Below are 24,702 nucleotides of genomic sequence, written 5' to 3' on the forward strand. Positions count from 1 at the left end.
CAGCCGTACGCTCGGACTGTTATGTCTACCCTCCATCTGGTCCCCGGTACGCCGGACGCCGTGCTGTCGGCCGTGACCGCCGTACTGGATGGCAGCGGGCCGCCATTTGCCCCGGTGCCGGACGATCCGGCCGCTGCGGAGCGAGTACGGCGTGCTGCGGCACCGGACCAGCCGTTGGAGGACGACTGCGCTGTGGTGCTGACCACCTCGGGGTCGTCCGGCGAGCCCAAGGGCGTCCTGTTGTCCCGGACCGCGCTGGTCGCGTCAGCGGAGGCAACGCACGAGAGGCTGGGCGGACCGGGCCAGTGGCTGCTCCCGATGAAGTCCTACTTCGTCGGCGGCCTGCAGATCCTCACGCGCTCGGTCCTGGCCGGTCAGACGCCAGTGCTGCTGGGGGACAGCTTTAGTGAGTCCACTGCCGCCATGACCGGCTCCCGTCGCTACACCGCGATGGTGCCGACCCAGCTGGCTCGCTACCTCGACACGGACGTGGACGCGCTGCGCGCCTTCGACGCGATCATCATCGGTGGCGCGGCCACTCCGGCCCCGCTGAAGGCCCGGGCGGTCGAGGCCGGCGTCACCGCGATTCCGGCGTACGGGATGACTGAGACCGGCAGCGGCTGCGTGTACGCCGGTCAGCCGCTGAGCGGTACTGAGATAGCTCTCGACGACGGTCGCATCCTGATCAAGGGCAGCACGCTGTTCTCCGGCTACCGCCTGCAGCCGTCGCTCACCGCAGAGGTGCTGAGAGATGGCTGGTTCCGCACACAGGACCGCGGGGAGCTCACAGATGGTCTGTTGCGAGTCATCGGCCGCATCGACGACGTGGTGATCTCCGGGGGAGTGAACATCACCCTGCCGACAGTGCAGGCTCGCCTGCTCGAGCACCCGCGGGTGAAAGACGCTGTGGTGCTCGGGGTGCCCGATGCGGAGTGGGGGACCCGAGTGATCGCGTACGTCGTGGGGGAGCCGAGCCAAGACGAGCTGCGGGACTTCGTGGCTGAGGTGCTGCCTAGAACGTGGGCGCCCCGCGAAGTGCGCCACCTGGACGCCCTGCCGATGCTTGCCTCCGGCAAGGTTGATCGGCAGGCGCTGCTGTGATCACCTACTCGGTCGGGCTCAAGAACAAGTTCCGTGGCATCACCGTCCGCGAAGGCATGCTCTTCGAAGGCCCTGCCGGCTGGGCCGAGTGGAGTCCGTTCCTGGACTACGACGACGCCACCGCCGTCTCCTGGCTGCGTGCTGCCCACGAGGCCGCGTACGACGGTTGGCCGGCGCCGCTGCGCGACGTCGTACCGGTGAACTGCACTGTCCCGGCAGTCGGTCCGGAGAAGGCCGCAGCGATCGTCAGAGCATCCGGCTGTCGCACAGCCAAGGTGAAGGTCGCGGAGCCCGGCCAGACGCTGGCTGACGACATAGCTCGGATAGAAGCCGTCCGGGATGCGATCGGCGACGGCCAGGTGCGCATCGACGCCAACGGTCTCTGGTCTGTGGACGAGGCCCTGCACAGCTTGAAGGAACTCGCCCGCTTCGATCTCGAGTACGTCGAGCAGCCGTGTGCTGCGGTCGAGGACCTGGCGGCGGTCCGACGGCGTACCGACGTTCTGATCGCAGCCGACGAGTCGATCCGTCGCGCTGAGGACCCCTTGCTGGTCAAGAAGCTCGAAGCGGCTGACATCGCAGTGCTCAAGGTGCAGCCGATCGGCGGAGTTCGTGCGTGCCTGGAGATCGCGGAACAGATCGGTCTCCCGGTCGTCGTCTCCTCCGCGCTGGAGACCTCCGTCGGTATCGCCGCCGGCGTCGCGCTCGCCGCTGCCCTTCCTGAGCTCCCGTATGCCTGCGGCCTCGCTACGGTCTCCATGTTCACCAGTGAGGTCGTCAGCGAGCCGCTGCTGCCGGTGGACGGTTTCTTACCCGTGAAGCGGGTACAGCCCGACCAGCTCGAAGCGAACCGCGCTGACGCGGAGCGGACTGCAGTGTGGGAACAGCGCCTGTCCAGAGTGCAACAGAGGAGTGCCGGATGAACCCGTCCACTGCGTTTGCCACCGTGGTGGTCGACGAGCTGATCCGCTGCGGCGTCCGGGAGGCCGTGGTCTCCCCAGGCTCGCGCAGCGCCCCGCTGGCACTCGCCTTCGCCGAGGCGGACCGCGCCGGTCGGCTGCGGCTACATGTCCGGATCGACGAGCGTACGGCGGGCTTCCTGGCCGTCGGACTGATCCGGGGAACCGGTCTGCCGGTGCCGGTCCTGACAACCTCCGGTACGGCGGTCGCCAACCTGCACCCGGCTGTCCTGGAGGCCTCGCACAGCGGGCTGCCGTTGATCGTGCTGAGCGCTGACCGACCGCCCTCACTACGTGGTGCCGGTGCGAACCAGACCACTGATCAGCTCAAGGTATTCGGCTCAGCTGTGCGCCTGTTCCACGAGCTGGGCACTCCGGTCCGAGAGATCGGTCAGGTCGCCTACTGGCGCTCACAGGTCGCACGGGCCGTGGCCAACGCGACTGGTGCCCGGTCGGCCGACCCGGGCCCGGTGCAGCTGAACTGCCCGCTGGCCGAGCCGTTGGTGCCGACTGGTGGTGAGGACTGGCCAGAGCCGTTGGACGGTCGCAGCACCGGCCCGTGGACCGCCGTACACGCTGCAGCTGGTCAGCCCTCGACTGTCGCGCCTGGACCGAAGACCGTGGTCGTCGCAGGTGACGGCGCATCACAGGCAGCGCGGCTGGCGGCGGAGGGCGGTCGGTGGCCGCTGTTCGCGGAGCCGTCCAGCCGGGCCAGGACCGGGCCGGCCGTCATCTCGGCGTACCGATTGTTGCTCCAGGCAAGCGACCTCACCACTGAGATCGAGCGGGTGATCGTGTTCGGGCACCCGACGCTGTCCCGGCCGATCTCGAAGCTGTTGGCGCGCGCCGACGTCGAGGTGATCGTGGTTGCGCCGACCGGCCTGTGGCCGGACCCGGCTCGCCGTGCCGCGGCCGTGATCACGGGACTCGAGGTCGCCGGGCCGGACACCACCGACTGGCTGGAGCGCTGGCAGCACGCTGACCAAACGGCTCGCCCGGCGATCGACAAGCTGCTCGCAGACGACCTCACGGGGCCGGGCGTCGCCGCACTCGTCGGTGCCGCGGCCGGTGCCGACGGGATGCTCGTCGTCGCGTCCTCGAACGCGGTCCGCGATCTCGACCTGGCCCCCGTCGTCCCGATCCGCACCATCGCCAACCGCGGTCTCGCCGGTATCGACGGCACGATCTCCACCGCCGTCGGCGCCGCGCTCGCGAACGCCGGACCGACGTACGCGCTGATCGGTGACCTCGCCTTCCTGCACGACTCCAACGGGCTGGTCATCGGCCCGGACGAGGCGCGGCCGGACCTGCGGATCGTGGTGGTCAACGACAACGGTGGCGGGATCTTTTCCACGCTCGAACAGGGCGACCCGACCCACGCGTCGCACTTCGAGCGCGTCTTCGGTACGCCGCACAACACCGACCTTGGTGCACTCTGCGCGGCGACCAGAACGCCGTACCAGCTGGTGGAGAACGCAGCGGACCTGCAGGCTGCGCTGGCCGCGACAGTGGCCGGTATCGACGTGGTGGAGGCCCGCGTACCGCGGTCTACGCACCGACCGTTGGCTGAGGAGCTCGTTGAGGCCTTGCGCGCACTGGGTGGAGACTCCGCAGCCGGTTGAGCAGCGGGGCCACGGCCGCGATCACCAAAGCGGTCGTGGTGAGGATCGGAATGGTCGCACCGCGCAGTGAGGAGTTCAGCGGCGCTGCGATCGTGAAGATCAGGCTGACTGCCGTGATGGTGGTGACCAGCCGTCGTCCGGGCCGCGCTACGGCCAGGAACGGCAGGCACCACAGGAAATACCAGTCATGGGCGGTCGGACCGAGCAGGACGATCGCCAGCAGTGCAATGCCGACCGCACGGGCCGCATGGTGGATTGACGACCGCAGACTCAGTACGGCGATCAGAGTGATCGCGATGAGCATGCCGGCGAGTTTTACCACCTCTAGCGACTGCTCGGCCGCAGTGTTCTGACCGAACAGCCCGAGGATGCCGTGAGCGGCGTCGCCGACCAGGTTGGCGATCGAGAACGGCGACCGCACCAGCCCCGGTACGTCGAGTGCGTTCAGCCAGCCGGAACCGACACCGGTCAGCGCGCCGACCGTTACCAGCGACAGCACGGAGACTGCACCCGCCAGAGCAAGACTGGCGAACCGGGAGAGCCGCCCTCCCATCGGACTCATCACTGCGGCGATGGCTATCACCACCAGCCCACCAGGGAGCTTCACGGCAGCAGAGATGCCGGCCACGACAGCCGCCGTACCCCAGTGACCAGTCAGAGCGAGTGCGAAGGCAGCGCAGGCCAGGCCGAGCATCAGGATGTCGTTGTGGGCCGCGCCGATCCCATGCATCAGCAGCATCGGGTTGGCGACCACCAGCCAGGTGGCGAAGACCGGATCGACCCGGCAAGCAGTAGCGAGCCGCGGTACCGTCCAGGCGATCAGCGCGATGCCGATCACGGCCAGCAGGCGATGCGCGAGCATCAAGACGTACGGGTCCATGGTGAGGTGCGCCATCAGACCGCCGTACGCGAGTGGCAACGGCCCGTACGGCGCTGGGGTCTCCATCCAGCGTGGATCGACCGCCTCCACGATGTGGCCGGACAGCGCGGCCGGTCCGACCGCATAGGGGTCAAAGCCCTTGGCTACCAGTGCACCCTGGGCCGCATAGCTCCACGCGTCCCGGCTGAACAGTGGCGGGATCAAGAGCAGCGGCAGACTCCAGTACGTCGCCACTCGCACCAGCCGGGGTCGTTGGCCAGCCATGACGTTGCGGCCGATCTCCAGCCACGCCCACGCCATCAGACCGAGCCCGGCCACCATGAAGGCCAGTGCGATCATCCGCCCGGCCAGTGTGGTGCGCAGGTCACCAGTGATCGGGAACGTCGCCACCCACGACGACGGCGGCACTGTAGAGGTCACCAGACTGGTCACGGCGACGACGACAGAGCCGACCACTCCACGAACCACCGGCGAGCGCACAGGCGGACGTTACTCCGCCCGTGCGACGCCCTGATGAACAGAAAGCTAAGCGGATTCTTTCCTGAAGGTACGAGCACCGACAGCCAGTCCGACGACTGTCAGCAGCACGACCCAGAACAGCCCCCAGAGTGCTGCACTGCTGGCGACCTCACCCCGGAACATTGCGCGGACGCCGTTGACCACGTGCTTCAGCGGACTGATGTCGGAGAGCCGCTGCAGCCAGGTGGGGCCGATCTGCATCGGCAGCAGGATGCCGGACAGCAGCAGCAACGGCATGGCGATCCCGTTGAGCAGCGGAGCCAGTGCGTCCTCGCTCTTGGTGATGAGCGCCACCGAGTACGACAGCGAGGCGAAGGTCGCGCCGAGCAGCGCCACGATCACCAGTGACAGCAGCACACCCTTCCATGGTGCGCGCAGCCCGAGCGGTAGTGCCGCCACGAGCAACAGCACCGACTGCACGACCAGTACGACGACATCCCGCAATACCCGGCCTGCCATCAGGGCGATCCGGGACGCCGGCGTGACCCGGTCGGCCTCGATCACGCCGGCGCGGTACTCCGCGATCAGACCGAAGCCGACGAACATGGCGCCGAACATGCCGAGCTGGACGATCAGACCAGGGATGAACACCTGGTAGGCGTTGGTGGTCGCGCCCTGGCTGATCTGCGCTGTGATCGGCTTCAGGAGCGGGCCGAACAGGAACAGGTACATCAGCGGCTGGCTGAGCATCAGGATCGACCACATCGGGTTCCGCAGCGACAGCCGCATCGCCCGGTTGAACACGATCCACGTCTCCCGCAGTACCGTCATGCCGCCGCCCCCTCGTCGCGCAGCGACCGTCCGGTCATGGTGAGGAACACGTCGTCCAGCGTCGGCCGATGCACCTCGACCCCCTCCAGTTCGATGCCCTGTGCGTCGATCGACCGCAGCAGTCCGGGCAGCACCGAGCCGCCACGCGGGATGCGGAAGTTCACCGTCACACCGTCGGTCTCGATCGCCACCGCGCCGTCCAGCTCCGCGACGATCTTGGCGACCGCCGGTGCCTGCGCCGCGTCGGCCAGGTCGAGCCGGACGCCGTCACCGGAGACCTGCTGCTTCAGCTCCTCCGGACTGCCCGAGCCGACGATCTTGCCGTGGTCGATGACCAGGATCCGGTCGCAGAGCGCGTCCGCCTCGTCCAGGTAGTGCGTGGTGAGGAAGATCGTCGCGCCCCGGTCGCGCAGCCCGCGGATGTGCTCCCACAGGTTGGCGCGGGCCTGCGGATCGAGCCCGGTCGTCGGTTCGTCCAGGAAGATCAGCTTGGGGTCGTGGATCAGCCCCATCACGATGTCGAGCCGGCGCCGTTGACCACCGGACAGCGTCTTGCACTGCCGCCGCCACAGCCCCGGTAGGTCCAGCTCCTCGAACAGCGCCTGACCACGAGTCGCCGCCTCAGCCTTCGGTACGCCGTACAGCCGGGCGTGGTCGACGACCTCGTCGCCGGCGATCGCCTCGGGCAGCGTGGACCCACCCTGCGGCACGTAGCCGATGCGGCGCCGTACGCCCACCGGGTCCTTCGCCAGGTCGCACCCGGCCACCGTCGCGGAGCCGCTGGTCGGCTGGATCAGCGTCGCGAGCATCCGCATCGTCGTCGTCTTGCCGGCCCCGTTGGGCCCGAGGAAACCTACGATCTCGCCGTCGGCGACCGCCAGGTCCACCCCCTGTACCGCCTCCACCGGCCCCCGCCGGGTCTTGAACGTGCGGACGAGTCCGCGAGCTTCGATCATCATGACCTCAGTCTGCGCACTCAATCTTGATTAGTCAAAGTTGAATGGTGACCCAAAATCGCACAGCGTCCGAACGATCCGAGGGCGTGGTCGGCGTGTTTTCGGACGCTACGGGGTGGGGCGGTCGCGCCATTGGGCGATGAGGGCGGGGTCGGGATCCCAGTCCGGGGGTTCGCCGGCGAAGGCGTAGTCGCCGTTCGCCACCCGGTCGCGGAACTCTCGGGTCCACTGGAGTTCGCCCTGGTCGCGGGCGGCCGCGATCCGGAACATCTCGACCACGTGGTTCGGCGTCGACCGCTCCTCCAGGATCTGCCGCTCGTTGAACGGCTGCGCCGACATCCGGGCCTCGATCTGCACGATCCGCGCCTCCAGCGCGGCCAGCACCTCGTCGCGCTTCAACGACCACGCGAAGCTCAGCGCGGCCTGCATCTGGTCCGGGTGGAACCCGTTCACCGTCCACAGCATCTGCCGCAGCAGAGTGAAGTACTCGGTCTCGCCGTCGGCGGTCAGCTTGTACGACGTCCGCCCCGCGCGATCGCCCTCCTCCTGCTCGATCTCCTGGAGAAAACCGTGCTTGGCCAGCGTCCGCAGACCCGTGTAGATCGAGCCCGGATTGATGTTGGCCCACTCCTGCACGTTCCAGGTCAACAGCTCGCGGCGCAGCTGGTACCCGTAGGCCGGCTGGAAGATCCGGACGATCCCTAGCAGCAGCAACCGCGTGGTGGACATGGTCGCAGTGTAAATCGGCGGCCGGTTGTCCCCCGGGAGGCGTAGTCTCGTCCGCGTGCACGTCCAGGTGACCAGTGACCCCGCCAATTTCTCGCAGCTCGCCTTCCCTTTCCTGCAACAGGATCCGGTGCTGAACACCGTCATCCTCAGCAATGTGCACGAAAGGGCAGTCGGCATCCGGCCGGTCGACGACATCCCGCCACACTTCGTGTCGGTCCATGACGGTGAGGTGATCGGCGTCGCGATGCGCACCCCGGGTCGCGGTGTCTACCTCGGCTCGCTACGGACCGACCTCGTCGACCTGGTCGCCGACCAGTACCTCGACCTGTACGACGGAGTCGTGTCCGAGGGCCTGTACGACGATGCCGTACCGGGTGGGGTCGCCGGTGACGCGGCGGCGGCCGAGCGGTTCGCGGAGCGCTGGTGCGAGCGGCGCGGTTGCGACGTGCAGGAGGTGATGCGGACCCGGCTGCACAAGCTGGAGACGCACACCCCGCTGACCGCCGAGGTCGGGGTGCCGCGGCTGATGCGGTCCGAGGACATCGAGCTGGTCGCGGCCTGGGGACAGGACGGTTTCCCGGAGCTGGGCGACGACACCATCGACTGGGCCGAGCACAAACTCGACGAAGGCACGATGTGGATCTGGGAGGTCGACGGTGAGGCGGTGAGCATGGTCGGCTACCACCGGCCGATCTTCGAGGTCTGCCGGGTCGGCCCGGTCTACACGCCGCCCGAGCATCGCCGGCACGGGTACGCCGGTGCGCTCACCAGCCACGTCACCGCGGAGATCCTTGCGAGCGGCAACCAAGCCTGTCTCTACACGGACCTCGCCAACCCCACCTCGAACAAGATCTACCACCAGGCCGGCTACCGCCCCCTCGCCGACTTCGTCGTCCTGGAGTTCATCGAATGATCGCGCGGACGTCGTACGACGCAGCTGCCTTCCAGGGCCTGGTTTTTCCTTTCCTGCAACGCGATCCGGTGCTCAACACGCAGATCCTGACCAATGTCGCCGATCGGGTTCGCGGCATCATGAACGACCCCGAACCACCGGTCTTCGTCTCGGTGCACGCCGACGACGACAAGGTGATCGGAGTTGCTGTCTGGACCGCGATGCGTGGGATCGCGCTGGGCGGCCTGCCGGTCGAGCTCGTGCCGCCGGTGGTCGACGTACTGGCTGAGGCCGTGCCGCAGGCCCGGAGTGTGCATGGGACGGAGGAGGCGGCGAAGCTGTTCGCCGAGCAGTACGGCGCGCGCACCGGCCGCTCGTTTGCTGTCGTCGACCGCTCGCGGTTGCACGTGCTGGTCGACTTCGTCGCGAAGCAGGCTGACGGCGCACCGCGTCTCGCGACCGAGGCCGATCTCGATGTTCTGACGCCGATGTTCACTGCTTATCGGCTCGAACTCGGACACCCCGTCGAAGGTCCAGCGGTCGACCGCTGGTTCTTGCAGCAGCGGGTGGAGCGCGAGCGGCTCTGGCTTTGGGAGGATGCCGGTCGGGTGGTCACGTTGGTGGGTCACCAGAGTCCGGTCTTCGGTGCTGTTCGGGTCGGTCCGGTCTACACGCCGCCCGCCGATCGTGGCCACGGCTACGCCAGTGCGCTCACTGCTCATGTCACTCAGCTGTTGCGATCAGCTGGCGATGAGGTCTGCCTGAACACCGACCTGGCCAACCCGACCTCGAACAAGATCTACGCCGCGATCGGGTACCGCCCGGTGCAAGACTTCGTCGGCTATGCGTTTACCTGAGCACCTTGCTCTGCTGGAAGAAGTCGACCAGGGCGGCACTCTCGTCGAGGTCCCCGGCGGCTTCGCCGTAGCCCGCGAACCCCGCGGCATCCGGCTGGGCGACGTACCGGATCCGCCGGACGCCTTGGTTGCCGCGCTCCTGAAGGTCGCCCCGCATGCCACCGCCATCGAAGGCGTCTTCACCGAACCAGTCGCCACCGCCTGGTCAGTTGCCACCGGCAAGCAGTTTCGCGAGGTCGGCGGCGTCCGCCTCTACCGCCTTGCCGAGCTGAAGCCACCCCACCCGGTCGGCACACCCCGCCTGGCAGTCTTGTCCGACGCCGAGCTGTGCGCCGACTGGCTGTCGGAGATGGCGCGTACCGAGGATTCCCGCCGGGGTTGGGTTCCCGGCGACCGAGCGGTCGACCTGCTGGCCGCCGTACAAGCGTTGATTGCGGCAGACCGCCTGTGGTTGCTCGAAGACGGCGGCCGCCCGGTGACCCTTGGCGCACATCGCCCGGCGCTGCAAGGCGTCGTACGGCTGGGCCCGATCTACACGCCGGCGGAGCGCCGGCGGCACGGGTACGGCAGTGCGATGACCGCGCATCTCGCGGGGCTCTTTCACCCCGAGGCCGAGGTCTGCTTGCGCACAGACCTCGGCAATCCGGACTCGCACCAGGTCTACCAACGACTCGGGTTCGAGCCCGTCGTCGATCTCCGCCGCTTCAGTCGATAGTCAAGGAGTCGCCAGGGGCGAGCTTGTTGTAGGGGCGCTCGTCGCTGTTGAGGAAGCGCGGCATCATGCCGAGCCCGATCTCCGAGAGCAGCCCGTCGTGAATGCCCACGAGCTGCTCGGCCTTCACCGCGCGCGCGTAGTCCACGGCCGGCGGCAGCGAGAACCAAGGTCCCGAGATGGGAACCAGGTTGGTGTGGACGGCCCGGTCGGGTTGAGTGAAGGAGTCGCCCGGGTGGTAGACGGCGTCGTCGATCAGGAAGCCGATGTTCTCGCAGGGGACGCCCCACTCGGGCAGGATCACGGCGTGGTCCTTGCCGTAGGCACTGATCGAGAAGCCTGCCGCCTCGAAGGACTGGCCGCCTTCGACGACGTGCACGAGGTCACCGAGTTCGGTGAGCTGGGCGGCGACGCCGGCGTTGGTGTAGACGGCGACGTTCAGCGCCTTCACGCGCTCGATGTCGAGGTGGTCCTGATGCTCGTGCGTCACCAGTACGGCGTCGGCGCGCTCGAACACGGCGTCCTCGCTGAACGCACCCGGGTCGACCAGCAGCGTCTTCCCGTCCTTCTCCAACCGAACACAAGCGTGCGCAAACTTCGTGAGCTTCATCAGTCTCCTCAATACGTGCTCACCGGAACTACATCCGCATCCGCGACCAGCCTAGTGACCCGCAGACAGTGATCAACCGCTCCTCGGCCATCGGTGCTGCCTGTGCGGCGCTGGCCAGTCGATGGATCCAGGCTGGTGCGCGGCACTCACCCATCGCTTCGTGCACTCCGCGCGCCCACGCCCCCCGCACTCCGCGCGCCCGACGCACTCCGCTCGCACCACTCACCCCGCTCGCTGCTCGCTCCGTGCACCCGTGCACCCGTGCACCCGTGCACCCGTGCACCCGTGCACCCGTGCACCCGTGCACCCGTGCACCCGTGCACCCGTGCACCCGTGCACCTCCGCATCCGTGCACCGCGCACTCCGCACCCGTGCACCTCCGCACCGGTACCCGCGCACCGTGCACTCCGCACGCGCGCACCCGTCTACCTCCGCACCCGTGCACCGCGCACTCCGCACCCGTGCACCTCCGCACCGGTACCCGCGCACTCTGCACCCGTGCACCCGTGCACCCGTGCACCTCCGCACCGGTGCACCCGTGCACCGCACGCTCTGCGCCGCGCCTCCGTGCCCGTGCACCCGTGTACTGCGCCTCCGCACCCGCGCGCCTCCACACGCGCACCCGCGCGCCTCCACATGCGCACCCGCGCGCCTCCACATGCGCACCCGCGCGCCTCCATACGCGCGCCCGTGCACCGCGCACGGCACGCCGCCCTCCCCCCGAAGCGGGTCAACAACCTGCCCGACCCAGCCAGGCTCCCAGCTGGGGTGGGCAGCACCCCATGCAGCACGGAGACCGTGCGCGGGTGGGGGGACCACTCTCCCCACCGAAGCGGGTCAGCAACCCGCTCACACCAGCCAGGCTCCCAGCTGGGGTGGGCAGCACTCCGTGGACCACGGAGACCGTGCACGAGTGGGGGGACCGCCTCAGTCGCCGAGGGCGTCGCGCATGGGGACGAGCTTGGCGTTCGTCTCGGCGAGCTCGGCGATCGGGTCGGAGCCCGCGACGATGCCGGCGCCGGCGAACAGGCGCATCTTCCGGCTGTCGTCGGGGTCGGCCTGACCGCAGCGCAGTGCGATGCACCACTCGCCGTCCCCGGCCGCGTCCATCCAGCCGACCGGTCCGCTGAACCGGCCGCGCTCCATCCCCTCGATCTCGCCGATCAGGTCGCGCGCCACGTCTGTCGGCGTACCGCAGACTGCCGCCGACGGGTGTAGTGCGGCGGCCAGGCCGAGGGCGGACGCGCCGTTGTTGGCGACGCCCGCGACGTCAGTGGCGAGATGCATCACGTTCGGTAGGTGCAGCACGAAGGGCGTCTCGGGGACGTTCATCGACTTGCAGTGCGGCTTCAAAGCATCAGCCACCGACCGTACGGCGAACTCGTGCTCCTCGAGGTCCTTCGACGATCGCGCGAGTGACGCGGCGAGCGCGAGGTCGTGCGCGTCGTCCCCGCTACGGCGGATTGTCCCGGCCAGCACGCGGGACGTGATCAGCCCCTTCTCCCGCCGTACCAGCAGTTCGGGCGTGGCGCCGATCAGGCCGTCGACGGAGAATGTCCAGCAGTTCGGGTACGACTCGGCCAGCCGGCGCAGCGGCCAGCGCAGGTCGATCGGTTGCTCGGCGATCGCGATCAGGTCACGGGCGAGCACCACCTTCTCGAGCTCACCGGCGGTGATCCGCTGCACGGCGTCGGCCACGATGCTCGACCAGTCCGTCCCGGACCGCGCTCCGTCGGAGAATGTCACGTCGTACACGGGGGAGGCCTCGTGCGTGACCAGATCGGGTGGTGCGGCCAGCGATGCCTCGGAGATCGTGGTCACCCAAGTGGTGCCACCACGGCGGCCGACGATCACCTCGGGGATGACCAGTTCGGCCGGATCCGAGTCGGTGAAACCGAACGATCCGAAGCAGACCAGTCCGGAGCCTGGTACGCCGATCTCGTCCCGTACGACGGCGGCACCGACCAGCTGCTGCCACCACAGCACGGCGTCCTGGAAGCGGTTGCCACCGGCAACGTCGAGGCGAGCCGCGACTCCCCAGCCGATGTGACCGTCGCCACGTCGCACCCAGCTCAGCCCACCCTCGGCCGGCAAGTGATCGATCAGCTGCTTCGCCACCCCTGTCACCGGCTGGCTGCGAACGACCAACTGCGGTGCCGGCTCATGACCGGATCGGACCGGGTCAGACAGACTCACTGCACCACTCCTCGCTAGCGCTCAGGCGCCGGATCACGGCAGCCGCGAATGCACTCACGAGATGCAAGCGTACGACTGCCGGATGTCCAGCGAATTTCAGCGCCTGTCGCAGCCGTGACGAACCTCGCGTCCCACGCCCCTTTGGTGGGTTCACCCACCAGGTCGGGGGTTCCGTGCCGGCATGCGGGGGCGGAACCCCCAAGCTCGTGGGTGAACCCATCGAATGGGGGCGGGGGAGGGGTGCGCGAGACTGGGGTGGTGACCCGCGCCGACTTGAGTAAAGACCCGCATGCCGTGGCCGCCATGTTCGACAATGTGGCGGAGGGGTACGACCGCACGAACGCGGTGGCGACGATGGGGCTGGAGAAGCTGGTCTGGCGGCCGGCGACGCTGGCCGAGATCGCGCCGCGGAAGGGGATGAAGATCCTCGACCTGGCGGCCGGGACCGGCGCGTCGAGCATCAAGCTGCGCGAGGCAGGCGCCGAGGTGGTGTCGTGCGACTTCTCGGTCGGGATGCTCCGGGTCGGCAAGCGGAACCACCCCGAGTTGGATCTGATCGCGGGTGACGCGCTGCACCTGCCGTTCGCGGACGAGACCTTCGACGTCGTCACGATCTCGTGGGCGCTGCGGAACGTGAACGATGTCACTGTCGCGCTCACCGAGATGCTCCGGGTGACCCGGCCCGGTGGCCGGCTGGTGATCCTCGAGCAGTCGCACCCGACCTGGAAACCGTTCCGGGTCGTCTACCTCGAGTACATGATGCGCGCCGTACCGGCGGTGGCGAAGCTGGTCTCGACCAACCCGGAGGCCTACGAGTACCTGGCCGAGTCGACCCGGGCGTGGCTGCCGCAGGAGCCGCTGGCCCGGACGATCGAGGCGGCCGGCTGGACCCGGGTGCACTGGGCCAATCTGACCGGTGGTCTGGTGGCCATCCATCGAGCCGTGAAGCCGGCTTAATTACGCAACGAAAGCTGCGCGTAATTTGCTTGCCTGCAAGGGGGTTGGGGCGAGTTTCGTGTCCGCGTCAGGCAGTCCTAGACTGTCGGATGACCAGGCTTAGTGAATCCCTTCACGAGCCATGCAGCCCCCAACTTCAGGTCGGGATGAGATGAGCCAGGACGTGTCGGCAGGGCCCCAGGCCGAGACCGCGGACGTGATTGTCGTCGGCGCCGGACCAGCGGGTTCGTCGGCGGCGTACCACCTGGCGAACGCCGGTCTCGACGTACTGCTTCTGGAGAAGACCGCGTTCCCGCGGGAGAAGGTCTGCGGCGACGGGATCACTCCGCGCGGGACCAAGCAGCTGATCAACATGGGGATCGACATCTCCGAAGAGGCCGGCTGGATCCGCAACTACGGGCTGCGCATCCAGGGCGCCGGGCACCAGCTGCAGCTGGACTGGCCGGATCTGGCCAGCCACCCGAACTACGGCCTGACCCGGAACCGGATGGATTTCGACGACCTGCTCGCGCGGCAGGCGGTCAAGGCCGGCGCGCGGCTGCGGGAGCGGACCAACGTCACCGGCCCGATCCTCGACGACAAGGGCTTCATCGTCGGGGTGACCGCGAAGCCGGTCGACGACAACGGCCGCCGCGACGGCGCCGACATCCAGTTCCGGGCGCCGCTGGTGATGGCGGCCGACGGCAACTCGTCGCGGCTGAGCGTCGGGATGGGCCTGCACAAGCGCGACGACCGGCCGATGGGCGTCGCCGTCCGGACGTACTTCACCAGCCCGCGGCACGACGACGACTACCTGGAGTCCTGGCTCGAGCTGTGGGCCGACGACCCCAAGCAGCCGGACCAGAAGCTGCTGCTGCCCGGCTACGGCTGGATCTTCGGCATGGGCGACGGCACCGTGAACGTCGGTCTCGGCATCCTGAACACCTCCGAGGCCTTCGGCAAGGTCGACTACGGCGACCTGCTGAAGGCGTGGCTGAAGAACACGCCGGAGGAGTGGCAGTTCCGCGACGAGTTCCAGACCATCCCGATCCGCGGGGCGGCGCTGCCGATGGGCTTCAACCGGCAGCCGCACTACACCCGCGGCCTGATGCTGCTCGGCGACGCCGGCGGCATGGTCAACCCGTTCAACGGCGAGGGCATCCCGTACGCGATGGAGTCGGGGATGTTCGCCGCCGAGGTCGCCGCCCAGGCGCTGCACCGGCAGCCGAACCAGCGCGAGCGTGCGCTGTCGGCGTACCCGAAGGCGCTGAAGCAGGAGTGGGGCGGCTACTACTCGCTCGGCCGGGTCTTCGTGAAGCTGATCGGAAACCCGGAGGTGATGCGGCTCTGCACGAAGTACGGTCTGCCGCGCACCACCTTGATGAAGTTCACCCTGAAGTTGCTGGCCAACCTCACCGACCCGCGCGACGGCGACGTGATGGACAAGATCATCAACGGGCTCACGAAGGTCGCTCCGTCGGCCTGACCGGCGGGGCGAGTGAGCCCAGTCACTCCGGTACTGATAACACAGTGTCGGTTGCAACGAACACCACAAACACAGACCACCGGCTGAAGGAGGGAGCACCGAGCGATGCACCCCTACGTACCGATCCTCGCTCTCGGTGTGCTCGCGGCGCTCTTCGTCTTGGGCAGCATCGTCACGAGCGCCTTGGTCGGCCCGAAGCGATACAACCGGGCCAAGCTCGACTCGTACGAGTGCGGCATCGAGCCGACGCCGCAGCCGGTCGGCGGTGGGCGCTTCCCGGTGAAGTACTACATCACCGCGATGCTGTTCATCGTGTTCGACATCGAGATCGTCTTCCTCTACCCGTGGGCGGTGGCCTTCGACCAGATGGCGCTGTTCGGGCTGATCGAGATGGTCATCTTCATCGTCACCGTCTTCATCGCGTACTCCTATGTGTGGCGTCGCGGTGGACTGGAGTGGGACTGATATGGGTCTAGAAGAACAGCTTCCGGCCGGCGTACTGCTCGGCACCGTCGAAGGCCTGCTCGGCTACATGCGGAAGGCCTCGTTGTGGCCGGCAACCTTCGGGCTGGCCTGCTGCGCGATCGAGATGATGACCACCGGTGCGCCCCGGTACGACGCCGCCCGGTTCGGCATGGAGGTCTTCCGGGCGTCGCCGCGCCAGGCCGACCTGATGATCGTGGCCGGCCGGGTGAGCCAGAAGATGGCCCCGGTACTGCGTCAGATCTACGACCAGATGGCGAACCCCAAGTGGGTGCTCGCGATGGGCGTCTGCGCCTCGTCCGGCGGCATGTTCAACAACTACGCCGTCGTCCAGGGTGTCGACCACATCGTCCCCGTGGACATGTACCTGCCCGGCTGCCCGCCGCGGCCGGAGATGCTGCTGGACGCCTTCCTGAAGATCCACGACCAGATCCAGCACAGCAAGCTCGGCGCGCACAAGAAGGCGCTGCAGTCCGAGCAGGAGGCCGCCGCGCTGACGGCCGCCCCGACGCTTGAGATGAAGGGTCTCCTTCGATGAGTGACTCGCAGCCGGAGAACCTTCCGGCGACGTCCGCCGCCGGCGACGCTCAGACGCCGGGTGCGGAGGTGATCGACCAGCGCGAGGGCATGTTCGGTGTCCGCGGTACCGGTGACACCTCGGGCTTCGGCGGCCTGCGCCGCCAGGTCGCACTGCCCGGCGGTACGCCGAAGCCGTACGGCTCGTGGTTCGACGGCGCCACCGAGCGCCTCGAGGGCCTGGTCGGTGGTGACGCGATCGAGAAGGTCGTCGTCGACCGCAACGAACTGACCCTGCACGTGGCCCGCGAGCACCTGGTCACGGTCTGCCAGCACCTGCGCGACGACGAGGCCCTGCGCTTCGAGTTCTGCTCCGGCGTCAGCGGTGTGCACTACCCGCACGAGACCGGCGCCGAGCTGCACGCGGTCTACCACCTGTTCTCGATCACCCACAACCGGCGGATCCGGCTCGAGGTGTCCTGCCCGGACGCCGACCCGCACATCCCGTCGGTGGTCTCGGTCTACCCGGCCAACGACTGGCACGAGCGCGAGACCTGGGACTTCTTCGGCATCGTCTTCGACGGGCACCCGGCGCTGACCCGGATCCAGATGCCGGACGACTGGCCGGGTCACCCGCAGCGCAAGGACTACCCGCTCGGCGGCATCGACGTCGAGTACAAGGGCGCCGTCATCCCGCCGCCCGACACGCGGAGGTCGTACAACTGATGACTGAGACTCAAGATCCTTATGCGACCACTCGCGACACCACCGAGGGCAAGGTCTTCACCGTCACCGGTCAGGACTGGGACTCGGTCGTCGCCGGCCTCGGCGACGAGCCCGAAGAGCGCGTCGTCGTCAACATGGGACCGCAGCACCCGTCGACCCACGGCGTGCTGCGGCTGATTCTCGAGCTCGACGGTGAGACGGTGACCGAGGCCCGCTGCGGCATCGGCTACCTGCACACCGGCATCGAGAAGAACATGGAGTTCCGCTCCTGGACCCAGGGCGTCACCTTCGTGACCCGGATGGACTACCTGTCGCCGTTCTACAACGAGACGGCGTACTGCCTCGCGGTCGAGAAGCTGCTCGGGATCGAGGAGCAGATCCCCGAGAAGGCCAACGTGATGCGGGTGCTCCTGATGGAGCTCAACCGGATCAGCAGCCACCTGGTCTGCATCGCCACCGGTGGGATGGAGATCGGCGCGCTGACCGTGATGACGATCGGGTTCCGCGAGCGCGAGATGACGCTGGACCTGTTCGAGCTGATCACCGGCCTGCGGATGAACCACGCGTTCATCCGGCCCGGCGGTGTCGCCCAGGACCTGCCCCCGGGCGCGCTGGACAAGATCCGTGAGTACATCACCTGGATGAACAAGCACCTCCCGGAGTACGCCGAGCTCTGCAACGCCAACCCGATCTTCAAGGCGCGGCTGAACAATGTCGGCTACCTGGACCTGGCCGGCTGTATGGCGCTGGGCATCTCCGGACCGACGGTGCGCTCGACCGGCTACGCGCTGGACCTGCGCAAGACCCAGCCGTACTGCGGTTACGAGACCTACGACTTCGACGTACCGACCTGGGACACGTCGGACTCGTACGGCCGCTTCCGGGTCCGGCTGCAGGAGATGCACGAGTCGCTGAAGATCATCTCGCAGTGCGCCGACCGGCTGGAGAAGATGGACGGCGAGCCGGTGATGGTGGCCGACAAGAAGATCGGCTGGCCGAGCCAGCTGGCGGTCGGCAGCGACGGCATGGGCAACTCGCTCGACCACATCAAGCACATCATGGGCGAGTCGATGGAAGCCCTGATCCATCACTTCAAGCTGGTCACCGAGGGCTTCCGGGTACCGGCCGGTCAGGCCTACGTGGCGATCGAGTCGCCGCGGGGCGAGATGGGCTGCCACGTCGTCTCCGACGGCGGCACCAAGCCGTACCGGGTGCACTTCCGTGACCCGTCCTTCGCAAACCTGCAGGCGATGCCGATCATGTGCGAGGGCGCGCAGGTCGCCGACGTGATCGTCGCCGTCGCCAGCCTTGACCCGGTGATGGGTGGAGTGGACCGATAGATGGCCAACGATCACGCGACTGCGACCAATGTCCCGGTGCCCTACAGCACCGGTGACTCCGCGATCACCGAGACGACGATCGCGGAGATGCGCGAGCTGGCTGCCCGGTACCCGGTCGGCCGCTCCGCCCTGCTCCCGATGCTGCACCTGGTGCAGTCGGTCGAGGGCCGGGTCACTCCGGAAGGCATCGAGGCCTGTGCCGACGTGCTCGGGCTGACCGGCGCCGAGGTCTCCGCGGTGGCGACCTTCTACACGATGTACAAGCGCCGCCCGGTCGGCGACTACCACGTCGGGGTCTGCACCAACACGCTGTGCGCGGTGATGGGCGGCGACCTGATCTTCGAGCGGCTGAAGGGCCACCTCGAGGTCGGGAACGACGAGACCACCGAGGACGGCAAGATCACCCTCGAGCACATCGAGTGCAACGCGGCCTGCGACTACGCACCCGTGGTGACGGTGAACTGGGAGTTCTTCGACGACATGACGCCGGAGTCGGCCACCCAGCTGGTGGACGACCTGCGCGAGGGCACCGAGGTGAAGTCGCCGCGCGGTGCCACCATCTGCAGCTGGCGCGAGGCCGAGCGCGTGCTGGCGGGCTTCCCCGACGGCCGCGCCGACGAGGGTCCGACCGGTGGCAAGGCTTCGCTGGCTGGTCTCCGGCTCGCCCGCGAGCGCAACTGGACCGCACCGGATGGCAGCGGCTCGAACGGCCGCGCCGCCGAGACCACGGTCTCCCCGGAGGCCGCGGCCGGTCCGCGTCCGGAAGACCAGCCCGGCAAGGAATCCCAAGCCGTCGACGGCGACGATTCGCGGAAGGAGGACTGACCATGCTGACCCCGGTACTGTCCGACAACTGGGACCAGATCAACGCGTGGCAGCTCTCGTCGTACCAGCGCACCGGTGGGTACGACGCCCTCCGTACGGCGCTGGCGATGCAGCCGGCCGACGTGGTCACCGCCGTCAAGGACTCCGGTCTGCGCGGCCGTGGTGGCGCGGGCTTCCCGACCGGGATGAAGTGGTCGTTCATCCCGCAGGACAACCCGAAGCCGAAGTACCTGGTCGTGAACGCCGACGAGTCCGAGCCGGGGACCTGCAAGGACATCCCGCTGATGATGGCCTCGCCGCACACGCTGGTCGAGGGCGTCATCATCGCGTCGTACGCGATCCGTGCCAGCACGGCGTTCATCTACGTCCGCGGTGAGGTCCTGCACGTGATCCGCCGGCTGCAGCAGGCCGTCCAGGAGGCCAAGGACGCCGGCTTCATCGGCACCGACATCCTCGGCACCGGCTACGACCTCGACGTCATCGTGCACGCCGGCGCCGGCGCCTACATCTGTGGCGAGGAGACGGCACTGCTGGACTCGCTGGAAGGTCGGCGCGGTCAACCTCGGCTGCGTCCTCCGTTCCCGGCGGTCGCCGGTCTGTACGGGTGCCCCACAGTGATCAACAACGTGGAGTCCATCGCGTCTGTTCCCGCCATCATCAAGAACGGCGCGGACTGGTTCTCCTCGATGGGCACCGAGAAGTCCAAGGGCATGACGCTGTACTCGCTGTCCGGACACGTCAAGCAGCCCGGTCAGTACGAGGCCCCGATGGGGATCACGCTGCGCCAGCTGATCGATCTGGCCGGTGGGATCCGCGAGGGTCACGAGCTGAAGTTCTGGACGCCGGGTGGGTCCTCGACGCCGTTGCTGACCGCCGAGCACCTCGACATCCCGCTGGACTACGAGGGTGTCGGTTCGGTCGGCTCGATGCTCGGGACCAAGGCGCTGCAGATCTTCGACGAGACCGTGTGTGTGGTCCGGGCGACGCTGCGCTGGACCGAGTTCTACAAGCACGAGTCCTGCGGCAAGTGCACCCCGTGCCGTGAGGGCACCTGGTGGTTGGTGCAGATCCTCGAGCGGCTCGAGCACGGCCAGGGCAGCGAAGAGGACCTGGTGACTCTGCTCGACCTGAGCGAGAACATCACCGGCCGCTCGTTCTGCGCACTGGCCGACGGTGCGACCGCGCCGATCACCAGCTCGATCCAGCACTTCAAGGACGAGTACCTGGCGCACTTCACCCACGGCGGCTGCCCGTTCGACCCGATGGCAAGCACCGTCTTCGCGACCGCTGGAGCAAGCGCATGACGATCCAAGCGAACCCTCCGGCCGGAGCCGAGGTGGAGCGGACCGACCTCATCACCGTCACCATCGACGACATCGAGGTCAAGGTTCCGAAGAACACCCTGCTGATCCGGGCGGCCGAGCAGATCGGGATCCAGATCCCGCGCTTCTGCGACCACCCGCTGCTCGACCCGGTCGGCGCCTGCCGCCAGTGCCTGGTCGAGATCACCGACGCCGGCAACGGCCGCGGGATGCCGAAGCCGCAGGCCTCCTGCACGATCACCGTCGCCGACGGCATGGTGGTCCGTACGCAGGTGAGCTCGCCGGTCGCGGACAAGGCTCAGCACGGCCAGATGGAATTCCTGCTGATCAACCACCCGCTGGACTGCCCGGTCTGCGACAAGGGTGGCGAGTGCCCGCTGCAGAACCAGGCGATGTCGAACGGCCGGGGCGAGACCCGCTTCCACGAGATCAAGCGGACCTACCCCAAGCCGATCAACATCTCGTCGGAGGTGCTGCTCGACCGCGAGCGCTGCATCCTCTGTGCGCGCTGCACCCGGTTCTCCGAGCAGATCGCCGGTGACCCGTTCATCGCGCTGATCGAGCGCGGTGCGCTGCAGCAGGTCGGCATCTACGAGAAGGAGCCCTTCGAGAGCTACTTCTCCGGCAACACCATCCAGATCTGCCCGGTGGGTGCGCTGACCAGCGCGGCGTACCGGTTCCGGTCCCGGCCGTTCGACCTCGTCTCGGTACCCTCGGTGGCCGAGCACGACTCGTCGGGTGCCGCGATCCGCGTCGACTACCGGCGCGGCAAGGTGATGCGCCGGCTGGCCGGCGACGACCCGCAGGTCAACGAGGAGTGGATCTCGGACAAGGACCGGTTCGCGTTCAACTACGCGAGCACCGGTGACCGGCCGACCCACCCGATGATCCGCGAGGACGGCGAGCTGCGGCCCGCGTCCTGGCCGGAGGCGCTGACCTTCGCCGCGGAGAAGCTCACCGCGGCCCGCGGCAACGCCGCCGTACTGACCGGTGGCCGGCTGACCCTCGAGGACGCCTACGCGTACTCGAAGTTCGCCCGGGTCGCCCTCGGCACCAACGACATCGACTTCCGGGCCCGCCCGCACTCCGCCGAGGAGGCCGACTTCCTGGCCGCCGCGGTGGCCGGCACCGGCCTCGGTACGACGTTCGCCGACCTCGAGAACGCGGGATCCGTGCTGTTCGCCGGGTTCGAGCCGGAAGAGGAAGCGCCGTCGGTGTTCCTGCGGCTGCGCAAGGCCGTCAAGGCCCACGGCACCAAGGTGTTCACGGTCGCCGCCTTCGCCTCACGCGGGGTCGAGAAGCTGGGCGGCATCGTCGTACCGGCTGAGCCCGGCACCGAGGCCGCCGTACTGTCCGGTCTGAACGCCGACGTCAAGGGTGTGCTCGGCGCGGACTCGGTGATCATCGTCGGCGAGCGGCTCGCGAGCGTTCCGGGTGCGTACTCGGCGGCGCTGCGGCTGGCGCTCGACACCGGTGCGCAGCTGGTCTGGATCCCGCGTCGTGCGGGTGACCGTGGCGCGCTCGACGCCGGTTGCCTGCCGGGCCTGCTGCCCGGTGGCCGTCTGGTCTCCGACCCGCAGGCGCGGGTCGACCTGCAGGCCGCCTGGGGCGTCGACAGCTTGCCGTCGGCAACGGGTAAGGACCTGACCGAGATCCTCGCGTCGGCGTCCTCGCTCGGTGCGCTGGTGGTGGCAGGCGTCGAGGTCGACGACCTGCCCGACCCGGCTGCCGCACTGGCCGCCCTGGCCGCGGCGCCGTTCGTGGTCAGCTTCGAGGTCCGCAACTCGCAGGTCACCGAGCACGCCGACGTCGTCTTCCCGGTCGTTCCGCCGGCGGAGAAGGACGGCACCTTCGTGAACTGGGAGGGTCGCGAGCGGCCGTTCCCGGTCGTGCTCAAGGTGCCCGCCGCGATGCCGGATGTCCGCGCCCTGGCCGCACTGGCCCAGGAGATGGACAGCACGCTCGGGTTCACCACGCCGGCCGGCGCCAAGCGCGAGTACGACGAGCTCGGCCGCTGGGACGGCGACCGCGCCCAGGAGCCGACGTACCAGGCCGGTCCGGCGCTGGGTGCGTTCGACTCCACCCGCCTGGCGACCTGGCGGATGCTGATCGACGACAGCCGCGCCTGCGACGGCGAGCCGCACCTGACCGCGACCGCGCGCAAGCCGGTCGCCCGGGTCTCGGCCACCACCGCACACCGCGTCGGCCTCGCCGACGGTGACGAGCTGGTGGTCAGCACCGACGCCGGATCCGTCCGGCTCCCGGTCGCGATCACCCCGATGACCGACAACGTGGTCTGGCTGCCGAGCAACTCGGTCGACTCCCACGTCCGTCGTTCACTGCACGCCGATCACGGTTCGATCGTGACGATCGCCGGAGGGAACGCATGACTTTCATTCCGCTGGCCGCCCCGCCGGACGCGGGTGTGGGGCATGACCCGTGGTGGGTGATCGGCCTCAAGGTGCTGATCATCTTCGTGCTGCTGGTCCTGCTGACGCTGTTCAACATCTGGTGGGAACGCCGGGTGGTGGCGCGGATGCAGCACCGGGTCGGACCGAACGTGCACGGGCCCTTCGGTCTGCTGCAGTCGCTGGCCGACGGTGTGAAGCTGATGCTCAAGGAAGACCTGATGCCGAAGGGCGTCGACCGGTTCGTCTTCGTGCTGGCACCGGTGCTCACCGCCGTACCGGCCTTCCTGACCTTCGCCGTGATCCCGTTCGGGCCGACGGTGAAGATCCCGTTCACCGACACCTACACGCGCCTGCAGCTGACCGACCTGCCGGTCTCGGTGCTCTACGTGATGGCGATCGCCTCGATCGGCATCTACGGCATCGTGCTCGGCGGCTGGTCGTCCAACTCGACGTACTCGCTGCTCGGCGGTCTGCGCTCCAGCGCCCAGATGATCTCCTACGAGGTCGGCATGGGGCTGGCCCTGGTCACGGTGTTCCTCTTCGCCGGCTCGATGTCCACCTCGGAGATCGTCGCGGCGCAGAGCACGCACCAGACGGTGAACCTGTTCGGCGTCGACATCCCGATCCCGGGCTGGTACGCGTTCCTGCTCTTCCCGTCGTTCGTGATCTACGTGGTCTCGATGATCGGTGAGACGAACCGGGCGCCGTTCGACCTGCCCGAGGCCGAGGGCGAGCTGGTCGCGGGCTTCCTGACCGAGTACTCCTCGATCAAGTACGCGATGTTCTTCCTGGCCGAGTACATCAACATGGCGACGGTCTCGGCGCTGGCCACCACGCTGTTCCTCGGCGGCTGGCAGGCCCCGTGGCCGATCTCGCTGTGGGACGGCGCGAACTCCGGCTACTGGCCGGTGCTGTGGTTCTTCGGCAAGCTGATGGGCTTCATCTTCTTCTACATCTGGTTGCGCGGAACGCTGCCGCGACTGCGCTACGACCAGTTCATGAAGCTGGGCTGGAAGATCCTGATCCCGGTCTCGCTGGGCTGGATCCTGCTCGTCGCCACCGTCCGCGCGGTCGGCCGGGAGGCCTCGACGCCGCGCACCTGGCTGCTGGTCGCGGCCGGGATCGCGGTCGCGCTCGCGCTGATCTCGATGCTCTTCCCGGGCAAGAAGACCGACCAGACCACCGAGCTTGCCGAGGGCAAGGAGTTCGACGCCTTCGCCGGCGGGTTCCCGGTGCCACCACCGATCGTCGATACCGCGAGCGAGACAGACAGTCGTAGCAAGGAAGGCAGCCGTGGCTAGCGTCAAAGAAGCTCTCTGGGACCCGGTAGCCGGGTTCGGGGTCACCTTCCGGACGATGTTCCGCAAGGTGTTCACCGAGGAGTACCCGTTCGAGAAGAAGCCGACCGCACCGCGCTTCCACGGCCGGCACCAGCTGAACCGCTGGCCGGACGGTCTGGAGAAGTGCATCGGCTGCGAGCTGTGCGCCTGGGCCTGCCCGGCCGACGCGATCTACGTCGAAGGCGCGGACAACGTCGACGGCGACGACTCCGCGCGCTTCTCGCCCGGCGAGCGGTACGGCCGCGTCTACCAGATCAACTACCTGCGCTGCATCCTTTGTGGACTGTGCATCGAGGCGTGCCCGACCCGGGCGCTCACGATGACCAACGAGTACGAGCTGGCCGACTCCAGCCGCGCCTCGCTGATCTACGAGAAGAAGGATCTGCTGGCCCCGATGCTTCCGGGCATGCAGGAGCCGCCGCACGCGATGCAGCTCGGCACCACCGACAAGGACTACTACCGCGGCCTGACCGGCGCGGCAGCCACCGACGGTGGTGACGCGAAGTGACTCCG

At 68.3% G+C, this 24,702-nt stretch carries 23 protein-coding genes; 17 read left to right on the top strand and 6 right to left on the bottom strand.

Annotation, left to right across the window (positions count from 1 at the left end; all coding sequences use genetic code 11):
• Positions 1-21 precede the first annotated feature (21 nt).
• Genes menE through menD form a run of 3 tightly spaced genes read left to right on the top strand, consistent with a single transcriptional unit; the run spans position 22 to position 3,682 of the window.
• Entirely contained in the window at positions 22-1,101 is a 1,080-nt protein-coding gene (gene menE, locus ACIA49_RS09030; RefSeq protein WP_396376582.1) for an o-succinylbenzoate--CoA ligase, read from the top strand.
• Entirely contained in the window at positions 1,098-2,024 is a 927-nt protein-coding gene (locus tag ACIA49_RS09035; protein WP_396376583.1) for an o-succinylbenzoate synthase, read from the top strand. Before menE ends, ACIA49_RS09035 begins: the two co-directional genes overlap by 4 nt.
• The gene (gene menD, locus ACIA49_RS09040) at positions 2,021-3,682 is read left to right on the top strand and encodes a 2-succinyl-5-enolpyruvyl-6-hydroxy-3-cyclohexene-1-carboxylic-acid synthase (RefSeq protein WP_396376584.1); all 1,662 of its coding nucleotides are present in this window, start codon (positions 2,021-2,023) and stop codon (positions 3,680-3,682) included. The genes ACIA49_RS09035 and menD overlap by 4 nt, the downstream gene beginning before the upstream one ends.
• Here the strand turns inward: menD and mptB are convergent.
• From mptB to ACIA49_RS09060, 4 genes are all read right to left on the bottom strand, one after another.
• Complete coding sequence (gene mptB / locus ACIA49_RS09045) at positions 3,609-5,042, bottom strand: polyprenol phosphomannose-dependent alpha 1,6 mannosyltransferase MptB (protein WP_396376585.1); 1,434 nt, start codon at positions 5,040-5,042, stop codon at positions 3,609-3,611. The two genes, menD and mptB, sit on opposite strands and share 74 nt — an antisense overlap.
• Before the next feature lie 45 nt (positions 5,043-5,087).
• Entirely contained in the window at positions 5,088-5,852 is a 765-nt protein-coding gene (locus tag ACIA49_RS09050; RefSeq protein WP_396376586.1) for an ABC transporter permease, read from the bottom strand.
• Positions 5,849-6,811 carry an ATP-binding cassette domain-containing protein gene (locus ACIA49_RS09055; RefSeq protein WP_396376587.1) on the bottom strand — a complete coding sequence of 321 codons (963 nt, stop codon included), beginning with the start codon at positions 6,809-6,811 and terminating at the stop codon, positions 5,849-5,851. Before ACIA49_RS09055 ends, ACIA49_RS09050 begins: the two co-directional genes overlap by 4 nt.
• 105 nt (positions 6,812-6,916) lie before the next feature.
• Positions 6,917-7,537 (bottom strand): PadR family transcriptional regulator, encoded by a 621-nt coding sequence (locus ACIA49_RS09060; protein WP_396376588.1) that lies wholly within the window; start codon positions 7,535-7,537, stop codon positions 6,917-6,919.
• A 55-nt stretch (positions 7,538-7,592) separates the two neighbouring features.
• On the opposite strand from ACIA49_RS09060, the gene ACIA49_RS09065 reads away from it, so the two are divergent.
• From ACIA49_RS09065 to ACIA49_RS09075, 3 genes are read left to right on the top strand one after another with little or no spacing between them, the layout of a single operon-like run.
• Positions 7,593-8,450, top strand: coding sequence for a GNAT family N-acetyltransferase (locus tag ACIA49_RS09065; protein ID WP_396376589.1), 858 nt, complete (start codon positions 7,593-7,595; stop codon positions 8,448-8,450).
• On the top strand, positions 8,447-9,286 hold the full coding sequence (locus ACIA49_RS09070; protein ID WP_396376590.1) for a GNAT family N-acetyltransferase: 840 nt from the start codon (positions 8,447-8,449) through the stop codon (positions 9,284-9,286). Before ACIA49_RS09065 ends, ACIA49_RS09070 begins: the two co-directional genes overlap by 4 nt.
• Positions 9,273-10,001 (top strand): GNAT family N-acetyltransferase, encoded by a 729-nt coding sequence (locus ACIA49_RS09075; RefSeq protein WP_396376591.1) that lies wholly within the window; start codon positions 9,273-9,275, stop codon positions 9,999-10,001. The genes ACIA49_RS09070 and ACIA49_RS09075 overlap by 14 nt, the downstream gene beginning before the upstream one ends.
• On the opposite strand, the gene ACIA49_RS09080 is transcribed toward ACIA49_RS09075, so the two are convergent.
• Entirely contained in the window at positions 9,991-10,608 is a 618-nt protein-coding gene (locus ACIA49_RS09080) for an MBL fold metallo-hydrolase (RefSeq protein WP_396376592.1), read from the bottom strand. The two genes, ACIA49_RS09075 and ACIA49_RS09080, sit on opposite strands and share 11 nt — an antisense overlap.
• Positions 10,609-11,535: 927 nt before the next feature.
• A complete protein-coding gene (locus ACIA49_RS09085; RefSeq protein ID WP_396376593.1) occupies positions 11,536-12,804 on the bottom strand; it encodes an isochorismate synthase MenF in 1,269 nt (422 codons plus the stop codon).
• A 258-nt stretch (positions 12,805-13,062) separates the two neighbouring features.
• On the opposite strand from ACIA49_RS09085, the gene ACIA49_RS09090 reads away from it, so the two are divergent.
• From ACIA49_RS09090 to nuoI, 11 genes are all read left to right on the top strand, one after another.
• Positions 13,063-13,761, top strand: a complete 699-nt coding sequence (locus tag ACIA49_RS09090; RefSeq protein ID WP_391541219.1) for a demethylmenaquinone methyltransferase — start codon at positions 13,063-13,065, stop codon at positions 13,759-13,761.
• A 151-nt stretch (positions 13,762-13,912) separates the two neighbouring features.
• Complete coding sequence (locus ACIA49_RS09095; RefSeq protein ID WP_396376594.1) at positions 13,913-15,226, top strand: geranylgeranyl reductase family protein; 1,314 nt, start codon at positions 13,913-13,915, stop codon at positions 15,224-15,226.
• Positions 15,227-15,331: 105 nt separating this feature from the next.
• Positions 15,332-15,691 carry an NADH-quinone oxidoreductase subunit A gene (locus ACIA49_RS09100; protein WP_391541221.1) on the top strand — a complete coding sequence of 120 codons (360 nt, stop codon included), beginning with the start codon at positions 15,332-15,334 and terminating at the stop codon, positions 15,689-15,691.
• A 1-nt stretch (position 15,692) separates the two neighbouring features.
• Positions 15,693-16,247 carry a NuoB/complex I 20 kDa subunit family protein gene (locus ACIA49_RS09105; RefSeq protein WP_396376595.1) on the top strand — a complete coding sequence of 185 codons (555 nt, stop codon included), beginning with the start codon at positions 15,693-15,695 and terminating at the stop codon, positions 16,245-16,247.
• Complete coding sequence (locus ACIA49_RS09110) at positions 16,244-16,951, top strand: NADH-quinone oxidoreductase subunit C (protein ID WP_396376596.1); 708 nt, start codon at positions 16,244-16,246, stop codon at positions 16,949-16,951. The genes ACIA49_RS09105 and ACIA49_RS09110 overlap by 4 nt, the downstream gene beginning before the upstream one ends.
• Positions 16,951-18,291 carry an NADH-quinone oxidoreductase subunit D gene (locus ACIA49_RS09115; protein WP_396376597.1) on the top strand — a complete coding sequence of 447 codons (1,341 nt, stop codon included), beginning with the start codon at positions 16,951-16,953 and terminating at the stop codon, positions 18,289-18,291. Before ACIA49_RS09110 ends, ACIA49_RS09115 begins: the two co-directional genes overlap by 1 nt.
• The gene (nuoE, locus tag ACIA49_RS09120; protein WP_396376598.1) at positions 18,292-19,116 is read left to right on the top strand and encodes an NADH-quinone oxidoreductase subunit NuoE; all 825 of its coding nucleotides are present in this window, start codon (positions 18,292-18,294) and stop codon (positions 19,114-19,116) included.
• A gap of 2 nt (positions 19,117-19,118) precedes the next feature.
• Positions 19,119-20,420 (top strand): NADH-quinone oxidoreductase subunit NuoF, encoded by a 1,302-nt coding sequence (gene nuoF, locus ACIA49_RS09125; RefSeq protein WP_396376599.1) that lies wholly within the window; start codon positions 19,119-19,121, stop codon positions 20,418-20,420.
• On the top strand, positions 20,417-22,828 hold the full coding sequence (locus ACIA49_RS09130; RefSeq protein ID WP_396376600.1) for an NADH-quinone oxidoreductase subunit G: 2,412 nt from the start codon (positions 20,417-20,419) through the stop codon (positions 22,826-22,828). The genes nuoF and ACIA49_RS09130 overlap by 4 nt, the downstream gene beginning before the upstream one ends.
• Positions 22,825-24,150: an NADH-quinone oxidoreductase subunit NuoH gene (nuoH, locus tag ACIA49_RS09135; RefSeq protein WP_396376602.1), complete on the top strand. Its 1,326-nt coding sequence runs from the start codon at positions 22,825-22,827 to the stop codon at positions 24,148-24,150. Before ACIA49_RS09130 ends, nuoH begins: the two co-directional genes overlap by 4 nt.
• Positions 24,143-24,697 carry an NADH-quinone oxidoreductase subunit NuoI gene (gene nuoI, locus ACIA49_RS09140; RefSeq protein ID WP_396376603.1) on the top strand — a complete coding sequence of 185 codons (555 nt, stop codon included), beginning with the start codon at positions 24,143-24,145 and terminating at the stop codon, positions 24,695-24,697. Before nuoH ends, nuoI begins: the two co-directional genes overlap by 8 nt.
• The last annotated feature ends 5 nt before the right edge of the window (positions 24,698-24,702 follow it).

Source organism: Kribbella sp. NPDC051587 (assembly GCF_044453945.1).
Classification (GTDB): Bacteria; Actinomycetota; Actinomycetes; order Propionibacteriales; family Kribbellaceae; genus Kribbella.

What these genes read in the sequence shown, in the direction of transcription:
- ACIA49_RS09095 (WP_396376594.1), top strand. Translation starts at nt 13,913, where the DNA reads ATGAGCCAGGACGTGTCGGCAGGGCCCCAGGCCGAGACCGCGGACGTG.
- nuoF (WP_396376599.1), top strand. Translation starts at nt 19,119, where the DNA reads ATGCTGACCCCGGTACTGTCCGACAACTGGGACCAGATCAACGCGTGG.
- menD (WP_396376584.1), top strand. Translation starts at nt 2,021, where the DNA reads ATGAACCCGTCCACTGCGTTTGCCACCGTGGTGGTCGACGAGCTGATC.
- ACIA49_RS09100 (WP_391541221.1), top strand. Translation starts at nt 15,332, where the DNA reads ATGCACCCCTACGTACCGATCCTCGCTCTCGGTGTGCTCGCGGCGCTC.
- ACIA49_RS09105 (WP_396376595.1), top strand. Translation starts at nt 15,693, where the DNA reads ATGGGTCTAGAAGAACAGCTTCCGGCCGGCGTACTGCTCGGCACCGTC.
- ACIA49_RS09050 (WP_396376586.1), bottom strand. Translation starts at nt 5,852, where the DNA reads ATGACGGTACTGCGGGAGACGTGGATCGTGTTCAACCGGGCGATGCGG.
- nuoH (WP_396376602.1), top strand. Translation starts at nt 22,825, where the DNA reads ATGACTTTCATTCCGCTGGCCGCCCCGCCGGACGCGGGTGTGGGGCAT.
- ACIA49_RS09075 (WP_396376591.1), top strand. Translation starts at nt 9,273, where the DNA reads ATGCGTTTACCTGAGCACCTTGCTCTGCTGGAAGAAGTCGACCAGGGC.
- ACIA49_RS09055 (WP_396376587.1), bottom strand. Translation starts at nt 6,811, where the DNA reads ATGATGATCGAAGCTCGCGGACTCGTCCGCACGTTCAAGACCCGGCGG.
- ACIA49_RS09110 (WP_396376596.1), top strand. Translation starts at nt 16,244, where the DNA reads ATGAGTGACTCGCAGCCGGAGAACCTTCCGGCGACGTCCGCCGCCGGC.
- ACIA49_RS09080 (WP_396376592.1), bottom strand. Translation starts at nt 10,608, where the DNA reads ATGAAGCTCACGAAGTTTGCGCACGCTTGTGTTCGGTTGGAGAAGGAC.
- menE (WP_396376582.1), top strand. Translation starts at nt 22, where the DNA reads ATGTCTACCCTCCATCTGGTCCCCGGTACGCCGGACGCCGTGCTGTCG.
- ACIA49_RS09070 (WP_396376590.1), top strand. Translation starts at nt 8,447, where the DNA reads ATGATCGCGCGGACGTCGTACGACGCAGCTGCCTTCCAGGGCCTGGTT.
- ACIA49_RS09060 (WP_396376588.1), bottom strand. Translation starts at nt 7,537, where the DNA reads ATGTCCACCACGCGGTTGCTGCTGCTAGGGATCGTCCGGATCTTCCAG.
- ACIA49_RS09115 (WP_396376597.1), top strand. Translation starts at nt 16,951, where the DNA reads ATGACTGAGACTCAAGATCCTTATGCGACCACTCGCGACACCACCGAG.
- ACIA49_RS09130 (WP_396376600.1), top strand. Translation starts at nt 20,417, where the DNA reads ATGACGATCCAAGCGAACCCTCCGGCCGGAGCCGAGGTGGAGCGGACC.
- nuoE (WP_396376598.1), top strand. Translation starts at nt 18,292, where the DNA reads ATGGCCAACGATCACGCGACTGCGACCAATGTCCCGGTGCCCTACAGC.